General features: G+C 63.6%; 15 protein-coding genes. 3 read left to right on the top strand and 12 right to left on the bottom strand.

Going from position 1 to position 15988, the window contains the following annotated elements:
- Nucleotides 1–139 precede the first annotated feature (139 nt).
- The 4 genes from A7X65_RS38300 to A7X65_RS38285 all read right to left on the bottom strand — a co-directional run bounded on the left by A7X65_RS38300 (nucleotide 140) and on the right by A7X65_RS38285 (nucleotide 6919).
- Nucleotides 140–1156, bottom strand: a complete 1017-nt coding sequence (locus A7X65_RS38300; protein WP_063694590.1) for a transglutaminase-like cysteine peptidase — start codon at nucleotides 1154–1156, stop codon at nucleotides 140–142.
- 325 nt (nucleotides 1157–1481) lie between these two features.
- Nucleotides 1482–2729: an HlyD family type I secretion periplasmic adaptor subunit gene (locus tag A7X65_RS38295; RefSeq protein WP_063694589.1), complete on the bottom strand. Its 1248-nt coding sequence runs from the start codon at nucleotides 2727–2729 to the stop codon at nucleotides 1482–1484.
- The gene (locus A7X65_RS38290) at nucleotides 2719–5001 is read right to left on the bottom strand and encodes a type I secretion system permease/ATPase (RefSeq protein WP_082885204.1); all 2283 of its coding nucleotides are present in this window, start codon (nucleotides 4999–5001) and stop codon (nucleotides 2719–2721) included. The genes A7X65_RS38295 and A7X65_RS38290 overlap by 11 nt, the downstream gene beginning before the upstream one ends.
- A gap of 220 nt (nucleotides 5002–5221) precedes the next feature.
- The gene (locus A7X65_RS38285) at nucleotides 5222–6919 is read right to left on the bottom strand and encodes a TolC family outer membrane protein (RefSeq protein WP_063694588.1); all 1698 of its coding nucleotides are present in this window, start codon (nucleotides 6917–6919) and stop codon (nucleotides 5222–5224) included.
- Nucleotides 6920–7666: 747 nt separating this feature from the next.
- On the opposite strand from A7X65_RS38285, the gene A7X65_RS38280 reads away from it, so the two are divergent.
- The gene (locus A7X65_RS38280) at nucleotides 7667–7843 is read left to right on the top strand and encodes a hypothetical protein (protein ID WP_156528437.1); all 177 of its coding nucleotides are present in this window, start codon (nucleotides 7667–7669) and stop codon (nucleotides 7841–7843) included.
- Nucleotide 7844: 1 nt separating this feature from the next.
- Here A7X65_RS38280 and A7X65_RS38275 read toward each other — a convergent pair whose 3' ends face one another.
- Together A7X65_RS38275 and A7X65_RS42340 are read right to left on the bottom strand one after the other, a co-directional pair.
- Nucleotides 7845–8078, bottom strand: a complete 234-nt coding sequence (locus tag A7X65_RS38275; RefSeq protein ID WP_063694586.1) for a hypothetical protein — start codon at nucleotides 8076–8078, stop codon at nucleotides 7845–7847.
- A 124-nt stretch (nucleotides 8079–8202) separates the two neighbouring features.
- Entirely contained in the window at nucleotides 8203–8508 is a 306-nt protein-coding gene (locus A7X65_RS42340; protein WP_156528436.1) for a hypothetical protein, read from the bottom strand.
- A 449-nt stretch (nucleotides 8509–8957) separates the two neighbouring features.
- Here A7X65_RS42340 and A7X65_RS38270 point away from each other — a divergent pair, with 449 nt between their 5' ends.
- Both A7X65_RS38270 and A7X65_RS38265 read left to right on the top strand, forming a co-directional pair.
- Nucleotides 8958–9356 carry a hypothetical protein gene (locus A7X65_RS38270; RefSeq protein WP_063694585.1) on the top strand — a complete coding sequence of 133 codons (399 nt, stop codon included), beginning with the start codon at nucleotides 8958–8960 and terminating at the stop codon, nucleotides 9354–9356.
- A 25-nt stretch (nucleotides 9357–9381) separates the two neighbouring features.
- Nucleotides 9382–9645 (top strand): hypothetical protein, encoded by a 264-nt coding sequence (locus A7X65_RS38265; protein ID WP_156528435.1) that lies wholly within the window; start codon nucleotides 9382–9384, stop codon nucleotides 9643–9645.
- Nucleotides 9646–9739: 94 nt separating this feature from the next.
- Here A7X65_RS38265 and A7X65_RS38260 read toward each other — a convergent pair whose 3' ends face one another.
- The 6 genes from A7X65_RS38260 to A7X65_RS38235 form a co-directional block, all read right to left on the bottom strand.
- The gene (locus A7X65_RS38260; RefSeq protein WP_063694583.1) at nucleotides 9740–10027 is read right to left on the bottom strand and encodes a YciI family protein; all 288 of its coding nucleotides are present in this window, start codon (nucleotides 10025–10027) and stop codon (nucleotides 9740–9742) included.
- A gap of 80 nt (nucleotides 10028–10107) precedes the next feature.
- Entirely contained in the window at nucleotides 10108–11082 is a 975-nt protein-coding gene (locus tag A7X65_RS38255; protein WP_063694582.1) for a sugar ABC transporter substrate-binding protein, read from the bottom strand.
- Between the two features lie 43 nt (nucleotides 11083–11125).
- Nucleotides 11126–12103 carry an ABC transporter permease gene (locus A7X65_RS38250; RefSeq protein WP_063694581.1) on the bottom strand — a complete coding sequence of 326 codons (978 nt, stop codon included), beginning with the start codon at nucleotides 12101–12103 and terminating at the stop codon, nucleotides 11126–11128.
- Nucleotides 12100–13050, bottom strand: a complete 951-nt coding sequence (locus A7X65_RS38245; RefSeq protein ID WP_063694580.1) for an ABC transporter permease — start codon at nucleotides 13048–13050, stop codon at nucleotides 12100–12102. The genes A7X65_RS38250 and A7X65_RS38245 overlap by 4 nt, the downstream gene beginning before the upstream one ends.
- On the bottom strand, nucleotides 13043–14566 hold the full coding sequence (locus A7X65_RS38240) for a sugar ABC transporter ATP-binding protein (RefSeq protein ID WP_063694579.1): 1524 nt from the start codon (nucleotides 14564–14566) through the stop codon (nucleotides 13043–13045). The genes A7X65_RS38245 and A7X65_RS38240 overlap by 8 nt, the downstream gene beginning before the upstream one ends.
- Nucleotides 14563–15957 (bottom strand): FAD-linked oxidase C-terminal domain-containing protein, encoded by a 1395-nt coding sequence (locus A7X65_RS38235; RefSeq protein ID WP_063694578.1) that lies wholly within the window; start codon nucleotides 15955–15957, stop codon nucleotides 14563–14565. The genes A7X65_RS38240 and A7X65_RS38235 overlap by 4 nt, the downstream gene beginning before the upstream one ends.
- Nucleotides 15958–15988 lie beyond the last annotated feature (31 nt).

Here is a 15988-nt window from a genome sequence, read left to right as displayed (position 1 = left end):
ATGCGGCGACAAGGCGACCAGCCTTGTCGCCGCTTCGCTTTCTGGCGGTTGAGCTGCGGGACCACAGAGCCAGCCGCGGGAATATGCTGATCGACGCGCCTATGGTGCTGACGCGGTCCAGGCCGCGTCAGGAGTGGTCTCAGAGAACCAGCGTCAGCGTGCTCAGCGAACCGCCGCCACCTGCCTCCGCGGGCTCCGAGCCCGCCCATTCCGCGCCCGCCGCTGCCGGCGCGGCTTCGGCCGTAAGCGGCGCAGCCTTCGCATAAGGCTTGGCGAACAGATGCACGCCGTCGTGATTGATCGCGAAGAGCGGGGCGAAGTTGAGCTCGCCGTTGTCCTCCCGCAGGCCCGCCCAGCGGTTGTCCAGGATCAGCCAGCGGCCATCGAGCCGGGCGGCGAGCACCGCGTGGTCCTGCCGGACCGTTCGGTCGCGGACGAGGAGAAGGCGCATATCGGCGTCCGGGAAACCCGCCTGGCGCAATGCGGCGTATTTGGCGATCGCATAGTCTTCGCAATCGCCTTTGCCGGTCGCAAAGCTCGCCAGCGGCGAACTCCAGCGGTCGAGCTCCCGATGCTGGACGAGATCGCTGACATAGCGGATCGCGGTATTCACGCCGAGATTGACTTCCTCGAGCTGAGCTCGCCCGGACTTGGCCTTGACGGCGCCGACGAGCCTGAGGAACTGCGCTGCCTGAGACGGGCAGCTCGCAGGGGCGGATCCGCAGCGCTCGAGCACGGACTGCTCCTTGACGAGGTCTGCCTCGACCGCCCGCCATTTGCGCCAGATATCGTTGTCAGGCGCCCGGAATGCGAAGAGACCGAAGGGTTCATTGCCGAGCGGCGACGCGGCGGCCGGAGAGACGGGCTCAGGCGCGGCATCCGTGGCGGTGGAGGAGGGCGGTGTCAGCGCTGCCAAGCGCACGGCATTCGGCCCGCGGCCGCGCTCGCGGTCCAGCTTCGCCAGCACGGCGTTGATCGTGAAGAACGTCGCGGGAGCCTGGATGGTATCTGCTCCGGCCGGCGCGATCTCGGCTGGATCAGCCGGCCCGAAATCGGACGCAAACGCGACCGAGGTCGAAACACCGGTGAGCGAAACCAGCATGGCCGCCGTAAACGCCAGAATGCCCTGCCGTCGCTGTGCAAAACGCGACTTCATTGACCGTCCCCATATTTCGGGACGTCGTCGGCGTCTTTGCGCGCCTGATCGTCATCCCGACCTGTTTATCGGGAGCCAGCGTGCGCGTGGGCGCGCTTAAGTCGGGTTAAAACCGGGGAGGCGCGGCCGGGAATGAGCCGGCGCGATGAACCGCGGCTCTCCGGCAATGCTAAAGCTTGCGATCGCGCATTAGGGAGTCATTAAGCAAGCCGGGCGGTGGCGGATCTAACGCATGACCGGATAAGCGCGAAGCGGTTTTCCGGTCAGACCGTGCTTAGACCACGAGCTAAAGCACGATGACGAGACATCCTGGTCTCGTCGCGCTCTAGTGCTCGCGGAGCGCCTCATCCCGCAAGGTACGAGCCGGCTTCATGATGTAATCCAGAACGCTCTTCTTGCCGGTCAGGATCTCGACCGTCGTGATCATGCCCGGGATGATCGGAAGCGGGGTCTCCTCCGTACCGAGATGGTTCTTGTCGGTTCGAACCATCACGCGATAGTAGGTCTCCGGTCGCTGCGCGGCCTCACCCTTGTCGTCGAGGATCGTGTCGGCGCTGATCCGCTCGACCTTGCCGGCGAGATGGCCGTAGACGGAGGAGTCGTAGGCGGAGATCTTGACGACGGCATCCTGGCCCGGGCGGATGAAGGCGATGTCCTGCGGCCTTATCTTGCCTTCGACCAGCAACGAATCGTCGAGCGGCACGATGTCCATGAGGTTCGCGCCGGGCTGAACGACGGCGCCGATCGTCGTGACGTTCAGCTTGTTGACGATGCCGCGAACCGGCGAGCGCAGATCCGTCCTGCGCACCCTGTCCTGGGCGGACTTGATGTTCTCGTCCAGGACTGCAAGGTCGGCCCGCGCTTTGGCGAGGTCTTCGTCTGCTGCAGCCCGGAAGGTCGAAATCGTGGTCGCGATCTTCGCCTTGGCTTCGGCGATCTGCCCCTTGGCCTCTGCGGATTGACGCTCCAGACGAAGCATTTCGATCTCGGGAACGACCTTCTGCTCGTAGAGCTTGCGGGTCAAAGCGAGCTCGCGATCGAGCAGGGCGGATGTCTGGGTCAGCCTGACGATCTGCTGATTGAGGACGTCGACGTCCTGCGAAACCTTGAGGGCGCGGGTCTTGAAGACGCTGCGTTCCGTTGCCACGGCGGCGGGAGCGACCACATCGATCTGGTCGGGAAAGACGATCTCGCTGCGGCCCCTGGCTTCGGCGTCGAGCCGCGCGAAGCGCGCGGCCATCGAGGCGCGGCGCTCCCGTATCTCGCCAAATTCGGAAGCGAATTTGGTATCGTCGATCCGCATCAGGGATTGCCCCTGCTGGACCACCGCTCCCTCCTGGACGAGGATGTCGCCGACGATCCCGCCTTCAAGGGATTGGACGACCTGAATCTGTCGCGAGGGGACGACCTTGCCGTTTCCGCGCTTGACCTCTTCGAGCACGGCGAAATGAGCCCAGATCAGGAATGTGGAGAGCAGGGCGAAGAACGCCCACAGCAGCATCCGGGAGGTCCGCGGCGTTCTCAATCGGACGGCCGCGCGAATATCGTTGGCGTAAGCGAAATCAGCTGACATTGGACTTCTGCGCCGGCTGGACTTGTTGAACCACTCGGGGATTGACGGCAGGCTCGGCCGACTGAGCCTTGCCTTGCAACAGGCTCAACACGTGATCGCGCGGCCCGTCGGCCACCAGCCGACCATTGTCGAACAGCAGCAGCCGATCGACCATGGTCAGCAGTGAAAGACGATGCGTGGAGATGACGATGGTCATCTGCGCATCGTCGAGCTTCTTCAGCCGCTCGAGGAACTCGGCCTCGCTGCGGACGTCGAAATGAGCGGTCGGCTCATCCAGAAACAGGATTCTGGGCTTGCGGATCAAGACGCGCGCGAGGCCAATGGCTTGCTTTTGCCCCCCTGAGAGGCTGCGTCCGCCCTCTGCGATGGGCATGTCGTAGCCCATGGGGTGGCCTGCGATGAAGCTCTCGACGCCGGCAAGGCGCGAGGCCGCGAGCACTTCCTCGTCGGTCGCCGCCGGATAGCCCAAGGTGATGTTGTCGCGCAGCTTGCCGAAGAACAGATCAGTGTCCTGCATGGCAAAGCCGATGCCGGCGCGCAGATCCGCGGGATCATATTGGCGAGAGTCGACGCCATCGACCAGGATGCGACCATCCTGTGCCTCGTAGAAGGAGAGCAACAGGCGCCCGACGGTCGTCTTTCCCGAACCCACCCGACCGATGATGCCAACGCGCTCACCGCTCTGAATCTTGAAGGTGACCTTGTCCAGCGCCTTCCCAGGCGCATTGGGATAGGTGAAGGAGACGTTTTCGAAGCTGATGGTGCCTTGTTCGATTTTCCTGGCGACATAGGTCCGTTCCGGCGAACGTTCCCGCTCCAGCGTCATGATCCGATCGATGGACTTGAGCGCCGAGAAGGTCTGAGTGCCGCGGGTGATCACGGACGCGATGCCCGCAATCGGCGCCAGAACCCGGCCGGCAAGCATATTGGCTGCGACCAGGGCGCCGACCGTCAGGGTGCCGTTCTGGATCAGAAAGACGCCGATGATGATCATCAGCAGGCTGGTCAACATCTGCACCGAGTTTGCCGCAGTCAGCGCCAGGGACGACCAGAAGTGTACGGCTTCGCCGGACCGGGCCGTCGCTGCAACCGAACGCTCCCAGGCCGTCTGCATTCTTGCTTCACCGCCCGACGCGCGCACGGTTTCGAGACCGGCGAGCGATTCCACCAGCACGCCATGGCGGGCCGCCGATTCCGCTTGCAGTCGCTTCATCGCCCGGTTGAGCGGACGTTGCAGCAGGAAGCCAATTCCGATCATGACGGGCAGCATCAGGAGCGGCACCCAGGCGAGGGGGCCGGCGACCACGAAGAGAACGGCGACAAACAGGACGGCAAACAGCAGATCGGTCGCCGAAACCACGCTCCCGGAGGTGAAGAACTCGCGAACGGAATCGAAATCGCGAAGCTGGTTGGCGAGGATGCCGACCGACGTCGGTCGCTGCGCCATCTTCACGGACATGACGTGTTCAAAGATGTTGGCGGCAAGGACGACATCGATCGTCTTGCCCGTCACGTCGATCATCTTGCTCCTGACCATCCGCAGGACCAGATCAAAGACGATGGCGAGGCCCATGCCGATCGACAGAGCGACGAGTGAAGGAATGGCTCCGTTCGGAATGACCCGGTCATAGACGCTCATCGTGAAGAGCGGCATGGCAAGGGCGAGAATGTTGATGAGCAGCGCCGCCAGCGCGATGTGGCCGTAGTTGCGCCAATGCGCCCTTACGACAGACCAGAACCAGTGTTGCCGCGGCAGACTGCCGGCGGCAACGGCTCGCGGGTCCAACTCGGCAGCTGCCCGGACGAAGAAGGCGTAACCCGTGTATCCCGCAGCGATCGCATCGAGGGTCAGCATCTGCGGCACATACGGCCGGTTGCTGGGGTCGATCACCTTGGCGGTACGCTTGGCCTCGTCGATGCTCAGCAGCACCAGCGTCGTTCCGTTCTTCATGATCAGCACGGCCGGAAGAACGAGAGGCGGGATGTCCAGCAGCTTGCGTTGGGTGGCTTCGGTCTCGAGGCCCGCGCGGCGCGCTGCGCGTTCGTAGAGCGAAACCGTCAGGCGCCCGTCGAGGATTGGCAAGCCGCCGAGCAAGCCGTCGCGTGTCACGGCTCTGCCGTGATGTCCGGCCAGGAAGATGAGCGAGTCCAGCAGGGGATCGCCTTGTTGCGCTCCGACCCTCTCGGCCCGGGCCGATACCGCGGGCTCCTCGCCGATGTTGTCCGGGCGTGCATTTTGGGCGGCCGAAGCCGTCTTTGTTCGACGAAACAACAAGCTGGTATGCCTTAAATGAAAAGCGATGACGCGAACTTTGCAAAGTCGTCGAAAGACTACGACAAATTGCCAGTTAATTCATTTAGTCATTTGGGCCGTCGAGATTAACGATTAACAATGGTGCGACCGCAAGGCTATCCGTGCATTATCGGGGGTTGGCTGAAATCAAAAAGCCCGCACAAGTGCGGGCTTTTCGTTCGTCATCCGGTCGATGTTACTATTTTGTAATCGGCGAGAATGCGGTCAGCAGCCAATGGGGCTTCTCGGCCGCGGCATATGAGCTGCGCTGGCTGGTCGAGCTATCGAGCACGATCGGCCCGCCGGCGCCTTCGCGCTGCGCAAACCAGGCCGACACGCCGGCAACCTTGACGGACCCGGCCTCAGGCTCCCCGGAGAAGCGATCGCCGAATGCCGACGTGGCAGGCCCGGTCGCAGCGTAGGACAGCCGAACCGGCGCGGCCGTCGGTGCCGGCACTGCAACCCGCACCGGCTCCGAGCCGGTCTGCGGCAGGGTCCAGCGGATCGTCGGCACTTTGTAATCCGGCAGGCCGAACAGGTTGAGATCGGTCGGAGCTGCGTCGACAGGCGGAGGGGCCTTCAGATATTCGATCAGGGTTCCCGTCGCGGCGAGCAGCTGATAGTCCGCAAACACCACAACCGCCCGCGCCGAGGTCAGCGAAACCTGCGCATTGAAGAACTGGTTCTGGGCGTTCAGGAGATCGATGAGCGAACGCTGGCCGAGCTCGTATTCCTTCTGGAAGGCGGCGATGGTCTTGCGGTCGGCCTCCAGCTGGCCAGTCAGCGCCGTAATGCGAGTCTGCGTGACCGTACGAGCGTTCCAGGCCTTGTCGATCGACTCATACGCATCCCGCTGCAAGCGGGCGTGCCGGGCGGTCGCTTCGGTGAAGCGTTCAGCCTTTTCCGAGCGATTCCACGCGTCCTGTCCGCCGCGGAAGATGTCCCAGGACATCACCACCTTGCCGCTGTAGTCCTCGTGGGTGACGGCGGGCGAGCCGGCGGCAGCCACATAGGGGAAGGAGTTGTCGTAATGCGTCGCCCGGCCTTCCAGATAGAACTTCGGGGCAAACAGGCCGTCCGTGGACTTGAAGGCGTGCTTGGCGGCATCGACATCGGACTGGGCCGCGTTGATCGTCGAGTTGAACCGCAGCGTGACCGCGAGCGCTTCATCCCGGCTGGCCGGGAGACCCCGCAACGGGCCCGGGAAGCGCACATTGTAAGGCTCTATGCCGACGACCTTGCGGTACTTCGCACGTGCGTCCTCGAGGCTGCGGCGGAACTCGGCCAGGGCAGCACGCGCACTTTCGACGCGCTCCCGCGACTGCTCGAGGTCACCTTCGCCGGCGCGTCCGCCCGAAAACCGGGAGTTCACGTTCGAGAAGATCTTCTCGTGATTGGCAACGTTCTGCTGCGCGAGGCTCACCAGGCGCATATAGCGCACGACGTCGATATAGGCCTCGGCAGCGTCAAGCGCGATAAGCTCGGTTCGCTCCTTGACGCGTGCTGCAGCGGCGTTCACCCGCGCATTCTGGCGCCATACCTCGTGGATGGAGGTAAAACCATCAAACAGAAGCTGCCGGACGACGACCGATTCCTGGCTTCCATTCCGCCACGGCCCGGATCCCGTCGTCGGGACCGCAATGCTCGGCGCGATGAAGCCCGGCGATTGGTCGAACTTCTCCGGCCCATAGCTGGCGTCGATGCGCACTTGCGGTAACAGCGTACTCTGCGTCTGGCGGAGTTCGCTCTCGGTTGCGCGGCGGTTCGCCGAGGCCTCACCCACTCCCGGGTTGGTCTGCATCGCCTGACGCAAGGCGTCGTTGATGGAAAATTGCTCGGCTCTCGCGGGGGCGACCGCCAGGACGATGGTTGCTAAGGCTAAATACGCCGGCTTCATGGTCCCCACCATAAAAGGCTTTTAACAAATATTATTGCTCGGGAAGAATTAGCAAACTGCTACGGTCTCACCTATGACATTTCAGTCACAGCTTGCAGCAATCGACCCGGCTGCCGTTGCGCACGCAACACGGGGTTGAGCCCTTCTGGCGTAGCTAATTACCTCAATCGGGCCTGCTGCGTCGCACAAACTGTGCGTGTATTCTGCGCGTTAGCAATCTGATTTTGCTTATTAATCCCGCCGCTGCTGTACCGCGATGTAGCGATCGACCGAGGCGTCGAGTTCCGCACGGGCGCGACGGGAAAGGCTGGCGAGGAAGCTTTTGCCGCAGGCTGAATAGTTTCCCGGACTTCCGGGGGGAGGTGGCCCAGGTTCTGCCGGCGCCGTTCCGCCTTCGTCGATTCGGATACCGTCGCCCGGAGCGGCCGACGGGTTGAGCTGCGATCGGCTTGCCTCGATCGCCGGTCGCCAGCGGGGCTCCGACCCAGGGCCGGTTGGCGCCGGGGCGGGTGACGAGGCCGGCCCGGCGAACCGTCCAGGTTGCGGTCCGGGGCCACCCTCACGAGGTCTCAGACAGCTTGCCTGCGGCATTAACAGAAGCCGCTTTCGAGTTAATGTCGGTTGGGCCAGGCAACGACCCGACGCAAACCTTGCTTAAGTTCTCAGACACATAGTGGATGCCTTTCAGTTTGAGATTGAAGGGCATCAATTGTGAATCAAGATCTTCGAACCGAGCTCGAAGGCCTCATGGAAGATATCCAGAAGCGCCAACGGCATATTGAGGACAGGGTTTTTCTCATCGACGTCCTCGAGCGGGAGGGACACATCACGCTCGAGGAACAGGCCGCGCTCAGATTCGAGCGCAAGCAGCTGGCGTATCAAATGGAGCGGCAGACGAGCCTGCTTCTGAAGGCACGGAACTGAGCTAGCGCCAGTCATTGTCAGGCAATGTGCCCGGCGGGGGCTTGAGCTGCTCGAGCCCCTCGTCGATCGCCTTGATGTCTTCCTCCATCCGCTCGATGGCCCGGATCGGATCGATGCCGGACACGGTCCGGAGTTGCTCGAGCAGCCGGCGACGATGCTCCCGCAGCTCTTCCAGCCCCCGCCGGTCCTTCAATGCCACATGAGAGGCAACGATCAATTCGATGGATGATGGCAATGTAATACCCGTCGATCAAATGTGTCGATTAAAGCGCCCATTATAGAGTTTTATGTGAGCAGGAAAAGATCGTCGGCGTCCGCACTTTGACGGAGGGGCTCTGCCAGCCCAGCGATTCCCTGCACTAATCCCCGAATATGAATCGCGAGTCGTCGCGTGCGTTCTTTACGCACGGCATTACGCGCATTAACTTCATCCCATATTTTGAATGTTTCACCTGCGTCGATATCAAGAAAAGCCATTCCGCCAGGGCAATTGCAGACTGATGTGCGATCGTTGCTCGGTCTTCGACCGGAAGATTCAAAGGTTCAAGGAACTCGTTGTTCAGCTGTCCGATTTCGATGACGGCCTGGTCGAGCGGATCATGTGGAAGATTGCCAAGCTGCGGAGCATGAAGGCCGCGCTTCACCCCGAAGACGGATAGCCGCATTCTTCTTTTATGATCACGCTCGGAGAGCTGGCCGCTTTGCGTTCGGTCCGAAGCACGAAGATTCCAACAGCGCCGCCCGCTTGAAATGAAACTGCGGACGGCGCTGCTCCAGCCCCGGGAGGGTGATGCAAAATCCCGGTTTTTCGAGTCTGCGGTTTTCGCCGGCCTGGGTCAAACCAAAGTGCAGAATTGGTAAATCGGGGCGAATGTAGTCCCTGGGCCCTCGTGGCATCACCCGTTCGGTTGATATTTCGGGAAAAAATAGAAGAAGGGCCTGCTCTTAATGGTGATGAGCGCAGGCCTTCGAGCGAAATCTTGCCGAATTCCGATAGATTAATCGGACGGATATCGCACGGGTCCATGCTCCCCTCGCCGGCGAGGGACTTGGCAAGATCGGGAAAAATAGGCAATATCCAATTTTTCAGATTGCCCAATTTTTGGGATTGCCAATGCCAGCTTATCTCGTCCGCTCAATTGACAGTCATGAGATCGTCGGCCTTTTGTTCGCCGATCACCCCAAAAGTCTCGCCCGCTCAGTTCAGGAATGGACGGAGCGGGACGATTGCGAATACGTCGAATTGCCGGCCGGCGGCCTGGTATGGGCGGGATCGGCGGTTCGGGTGCCCATGAGTACAGGCATCGAGAGCAGCACCGACTGGACCATCCCCGAATTGCCTTTCGCGACCGCGACGCTGTCCGAAACCTGGCTCGACGTGCTCTACGGCTACAAGCCCGAACTTCGCTGGACGAAGTTCAGAGCCAGGAAAGGGGCGCAATCGACGTCGACCGAACTTCCGCAGCCGATGCATTCGGCCCAGGTCATTCCTCTACGAAGACCGCATGCCTAGCCAAAGCCAAGCGAGGAGACGGGTCATGACTGCAGAGAAGCTGCGGAGCCACGTCACCTACTTGAGCGAGCTGGTGCCGGACTCCGAGGGGCGCGACGTCTTCGTGGGCCTCACTTATTGGGAAACCATCTGGCTGATCGATTATCGGGAACGGCGCGCGCGTCGTGAGCCGGGATGGAGCCGGGATCAGGCGGCTGCCCGCGAACTGGCTGCGAGGCACGATACGGCACACTTCGAGATCGTGACTGCACAGGCGGAATTGCGTTTCGACCACCCGACCATCCACTAGCCGGTCTGTGACGGCGAGTTGGCCGGCGACGGGGCAGGACGCCCTCGAAGGCGGTTGAGACGCCTTCTCAAAAATAGTCAGCTCGTGCGAAATCCTAACCCTGGCGGCGCAGGAAGCCCGTGATCGTGACCTTTTCCCAGATGCCGGCCGCTGCAAAGGGATCGGCCTTGTTGAAGGCCTCGACTTCGGCGCGACCGGGCGCCTCGATCAGGAACAGGCTGCCGATCATGGTGGCGCCATCGTCGGAGACGAGCGGCCCCGACATCACGATCTTGACGCCGAAGCGCGAGGTATCGCTCAGGAAGGACTTGTGGGCGTCGTAATTGGCGAGCCGGGTCGGCAGCGCGCCGGTGCGGTCGACGGCGTGAATGGCGAACAGCATGGTGGTCTCCGCTTCTTGGTTTCTTCTTGGCTTCGTTCTTGGGACGGCCGCGAGCGCGGCCGTCCGTGTTCGTCGTGTGCTTATTTTGCGCCGAGCTTGCCGGCGTCCTCGAAGGTCGGGCAGGTGCGCTGCTCCAGCGGCACGTCGAACGGCTGATAATTGTCCTTGGTGATGACGGTCGGCTTCAGCACGATCTCGCTGATGACAGGCTGGTTGCGCAAGGAGCGGATCGCCATCATGGTGCCGAGGCAGCCCTGGGCAAATCCGTTGTAATCGCCGCTGGCGAGCAGCTTGCCGGACTTGATGGCATCGATCGCCTCCTTGGTGCCGTTGATGCCGATCACCTGCGCCTTGCGGTTGGCGCCGTCGAGCGCCTCGATCGCGCCGACCGCCATGGCGTCGTTGGCGGCGAGCACGCCGTCGATCTGCGAATTCGACTGCATCAGGTTCTCCATCACCTGAAGCGCCTGCAGCCGCTGGTAGTTGCCGGGCTGCGAGGCCAGCAGCTTGGCGCCGGGCGTTTCCTTCAGCGCGTCGTTGAAGCCGCGCACGCGGTCGACATTGGTCAGCGAACCCTTGACGCCCTCGATGATGACGATATTGCCCTTGCCGCCCAGCGTCTTGAGCAGGAAGCGCGCGGTCTCCAGCCCCAGGCTGTAATCGTCGGCGCCGACGAAGGAGAGGAATTTGCCGCCGGCGGAGCGGTCGGTGATGTTGACGACGGGGATCTTGGCCTCGTTGATCTTCTCGACGCCCGGCACCATCGCCTTGTAGTCGACTGGCGTGAAGACGATCGCGCTCGGCTTCTTCACCACGACGTCCTCGATCTGGCTGAGCTGCTCGGGGATCGAGTCCGGCTTGGTCGGGATGTATTGCAGCGTCTTCGCGTTGAGCGCCTTCGCCATGTTGTCGGCGCCGACCCGCACCGTCTGGAAGAACGGGTTGGTCTGGTTCTTGGTGAAGACGGCGATGGTCTCGCCGTCGGCACGCACTTCGGTGGTGAACGCAGCCGCCATCAGCAGCGGCAGCGCCAGATAACCCAGCTTCTTCTTCATATTGCCTCCATCCCTCATTTTGCTTGTTGGACTTCTTGAGAACTCATTGCGCGCGGCGCCGGGTCTTCATGTCGAGCCAGACCGCGAGAATGACGATGATGCCTGTCACCAGCGGCTGCCAGTTGGCACTGACCGACAGCAGGTTCATGCCGTTCAGCACCAGCGTCAGGATCAGCGCGCCGATGAAGGTGCCGAACACGGTGCCGACGCCGCCGAACAGCGACGTGCCGCCGATCAGCACGGCCGCGATCGCGGGCAGCGTCAGGCTCTCGCCGATGTCGGCCTCGGCCGAATTGAGTCGCGACAGGAAGATGATCGAGGCGAGCCCCGCCATGGTGCCGGACACCGTGTAGACCAGCAGCAGGCGCTTCGCGACCGGAATGCCCGAGAGCCGCGCCGCGACCGGATTGGCGCCGATCGCATAGATCTCCTGGCCCCAGATCGTGCGTTGCGCGAACAGTGTCCCGATGCCGAGGAACACCAGCAGCAGATAGACCGGGATGGGCAGGCCGAACAGATAACCGCTGCCGATCTGGCGGAAGCCCGCGGGGAAGCCGTGCAGCGTCTCACCCGCCATGTACCAGTAGGTGAGGCCGTTCAGCACCCAGAGCATGCCGTAGGTGGCGATGAAGGAGGGGATACGCAGCGCCGTGACCATGACGCCGTTGAGCAGGCCGACGATGCCGCCGCAGGCAAGCCCGGTGAGAATGCCGAGCGCCGGCGAGCCGGTTTTGTGAATGACCGTGCCGGCGATACAGGCTGACAGTGCGACGTTGGCGCCGACGGAGAGATCAAGGCCCGCGGTGAGCACCACCAGCGTCAAGCCTGAGGCGATGAAGAAGGTCAGGCTTGCCTGCCGGAGCACGTTGAGGATGTTGCCGAGGCTGAGGAAGGAATCGCTGAGCACGGCGAGCACCGCGCAGATCAGGAGTGCTGCGAGCAGGCGGTAGAACACCTGAATGGCATCTTGCGACAGGAACGAGCGGGGCGGCGCCATGACGTCCTTGCTGATATCGGTCATGCTCGGCTCCTGAGACCGTCGAGGAACAGGGCAACGATAACGAGGACGCCGACGCTTGCGACCTGCACCGATGAGGGCAGCGAGATCAGGTTCAGCCCGTTGCGCAGCACACCCACAGAGAGGACGCCGAGCAGCGTGCCGAGCAGCCAGCCATTGCCGCGCTCGAACGAGGTGCCGCCGACGGCGACGGCCGCGATGGCATCGAACTCGAGGCCGAGGCCGGCGGTCGGGTGGCCGGAGTTCATCCGTGCGGTCATTAGGAGGCCCGCGATGCCGGCCATGCCTCCGCCGAGTGCGTAGACCGCGATCAGCAGCTTGTTGGGCGACAGGCCGGCATAGCGCAGCGCCTCGCGATTGCCGCCGAGGGCGAAGATGTAGGTGCCGAAGCGGGTGTGGTAGAGCAGGCCGTGGAAGGCCGCGTAGGTCACGAGCGCCATCACGATCGGCACGGGAATGCCGAGCACCGTCGCCGAATAGATGTCGCGGACGCTGTGGGGGATGCCGACGACGCTCTGGCCGTCGCTGACGATCAGCGACAGGCCCTGCGCCATGCCGAGCGTGCCCAGCGTCGCGACGAAGGGCGGGATACCCAGGATAGCGACCAGCCAGCCATTGGCGACGCCGAAGGCCGCGCCCACCAGCAGGCCGGCGCCGAGGCCGAGCAGCATCGAGTGGGTCGCGAGCGAGACGATGGCGACGCACAGCGAGGTCAGCGTCAGCACCGCGCCCATCGAGAGATCCAGCCCCTCCGTCATGATGATCAGGGTCATCGGCAGCGCCAGCATGGTCAGGATGGTGGACTGCACCAGCACGTTGGAGAGGTTGGCGACCGACAGGAAGCCGGGCGCGATGGCGCTGAACAGCGCGATCAGCAGCACCAGCACGATGGCAACGCCGGGAATGCGCTGCAGTGGATTGGGCTCCGAGACGACCGCGGCTTCACGCATGATGCATCCCCAGTCGCACGATGTTCTCCTCGGTCAGTTCATTGCGGGTCAGGTGTCCGGCGATACGGCCCTCGCGCATCACATAGGCGCGGTCGCAGACATGGCAGATCTCGACCTGCTCGGATGAGATCATCAGCGCCGCCGCGCCTTCCGCGACGAGCCGGTCGATCAGGGCAAAGATTTCCGACTTGGCGCCGATGTCGATGCCGCGCGTCGGCTCGTCGAAAATGAACAGCTTCGAGCCGGCGGCCAGCCATTTGCCGATCACGACCTTCTGCTGGTTGCCGCCGGAGAGCAGGCCGACGGTCTGCCGCGCGCTGGGCGTCGCAATGCGCAGCTGGCGAATGAGTGCATCGGACGTCCGCTGCGCGCTGCGTTGGTCGAACAGCCCGCTCGGGAACAGCTTTCGCAGCGCCGACACCACGAGATTGTCGCTGACCGATCGCAGTAGCGCGAGGCCTTCGCTCTTGCGGCTCTCGGGGATCAGCGCGATGCCGCGGCGGGCGGCGAGGTCAGGCTCGCCCGAGATGGTCTTGCCGTCGAAGATGATCTCGCCCGAGGTCACGGGATCGGCGCCGAAGATGGCGCGGGCGACCTCGCTGCGGCCGGAGCCAACCAGGCCGCACAGGCCGACGATCTCGCCCCGGCGCACCTCGATGTTGATGTCGGAGATGCCGGTGGCCGCGCTCAGTCCCTTGACCTCAAGCAGCAGCTCGCCGGGCTTGTCGGCAAAATTGCGCGGATAGGTCATGTCGACGTTGCGGCCGACCATCATGCGGACGAGCTGGTCCGGCGTGACGTCGGCGGGCTTGACGCCGTCGATGCGGCGGCCGTCGCGCAGCACGGTGATGCGGTCGCCGAGCGCGAATACCTCGGCCATGCGGTGCGAGATATAGACGATCGAGACGCCGTCAGCCTTCAGCCGCGCGATCAGCGCGAACAGCAGCTCGGTCTCGCGGTCGGACAGCGCCGCGGTCGGCTCGTCCATGACGAGGATGCGGGCGTTCTGGCTGATCGCCTTGGCAATCTCGACCATCTGCTGCTGTGCGACGCCCAGCTTGTCGACGATGGTGGAGGGATCGATGTCGAAGCCGATCGTATCGAGCACGCGCTTCGCATCGGCCAGAATCTTGCGACGGTCGATGGTGCCGGGGATGCGGCCCTTCGGCTCGCGGCCGAGGTAGATGTTCTGGGCGATGTCGAGATGGGGGACGAGCGAGAACTCCTGGAAGATCACGGCAATGCCGAGCTTCTGCGCATCCGCGGTGGAGGAGATCGCGACCTTGTTACCCTCATGGTAGAACTCGCCGGCGTCGGCCCGGTAGGCGCCGCACAGCACCTTCATCAGGCTCGATTTACCAGCGCCGTTCTCGCCGAGCAGCATGTGAACTTCGCCGGGGTAGACGGCAAAGGACACGTCATCCAGCGCCTTGACGCCGGGAAACTCCTTGCTGATCCCGCGCAGCTCCAGCAGCGGGACAGGCGAGGTGACTTCGATCGGGAGCGCGTCGCTCATTCCCTGGCTCCGCCTGAAAAGATCTTCCCGGGATTCATCAGTTCCTCGGGGTCGAGTGCCGTCTTGATCGACCGCATCACGTCGACGGCCTCGCCGAGCTCGTCGGTGAGATAATCGATCTTGCCGAGCCCGATGCCGTGCTCGCCGGTGCAGGTGCCGTCCATGGCGATGGCGCGGGCGACCATGCGGGCCTGCAGCGCCTTGGCGCCTTCGGTCTCCTCCGGCTTGGTGGGGTCAATCAGGATCAGCATGTGGAAATTGCCGTCGCCGACATGGCCGACGATGGGCGCGGTGAAGCCGTGCTCGTCGGCATCGCGGCGGGTCTCGGTCAGGCATTCCGCCAGCCGCGAGATCGGCACGCAGACATCGGTGATGACCGCGCGCGCACCGGGGCGCAGGCCGAGGCCCGCATAGAGCGTGTTGTCGCGGGCGTGCCAGAGCCGGCTGCGGTCTTCAGGGGCCTTGGCCCATGCAAAGCCATGACCGCCATGGTCGGCCGCGATGGCTTGCGCTGCCTCGGCCTGCTCGGCGACGGAGGATTCGGAGCCATGGAATTCGAAGAACAGCGTGGGCGCCTCGCGGTAGCCCAGCTTGGCGTAGGCATTGATGCCGCGCATCATGACGTCGTCGAGCAGCTCGATGCGCGCCACGGGGATCGCGGACTGGATGACGGAGATCGCGGTGTCGACGGCGTCGTGCAGTGTATCGAAGCTGCAGACCGCGGCCGAGATCGCCTGCGGCACCGGGTGCACCTTCAGCGTGACCTCGGTGATGACGCCGAGCGTGCCTTCCGCGCCGACGAACATGCGCGTCAAATCGTAGCCCGCGGCCGACTTCCGCGCACGCTTTGCGGTGCGGATGATGCGGCCGTCGGCCAGCACTACCTCCAGCGCCATGACATTGTCCTTCATGGTGCCGTAGCGCACGGCCATGGTGCCGGAGGCGCGGGTGGAGGTCATGCCGCCGATCGAGGCGTCGGCGCCGGGATCGATCGGAAAGAAAAGTCCGGTATTGCGCAGCTCCGCATTGAGCTGCTTGCGCGTGATGCCGGGCTGCACCACGACATCCATGTCGCTGTCGTGGACCGCCAGCACCTTGTTCATGCGCGCGAAGTCGAAGCAGACGCCGCCTGCGACCGCCGCGGCATTGCCTTCGAGCGAGGTTCCGGCGCCGAACGGGACGATCGGCATGCCCGCGCCCGCGCACAGCTTCACGATGTCGGCCACTTCCTGCGTCGTCTCGGGAAAGACGACGATGTCGGGCGGCAGGCTCCGATAGTGCGACTCGCTCTGCCCATGCTGATCGAGCACACCGCGCGCAACGCTCGCGCGCGGGCCGATCATGCCGGTGAGGCGATCGGCCAAAATGCTCGTGCTGACCCGCGGTCCCATCCTTGCTCCCTGTCTGCCCCGTTCGCGGACT

This window comes from Bradyrhizobium stylosanthis (assembly GCF_001641335.1).
GTDB lineage: Bacteria > Pseudomonadota > Alphaproteobacteria > Rhizobiales > Xanthobacteraceae > Bradyrhizobium > Bradyrhizobium stylosanthis.
The sequence above is the reverse complement of the archived record's forward strand: the minus strand, read 5'-3'. Positions and strand labels throughout refer to the sequence as shown.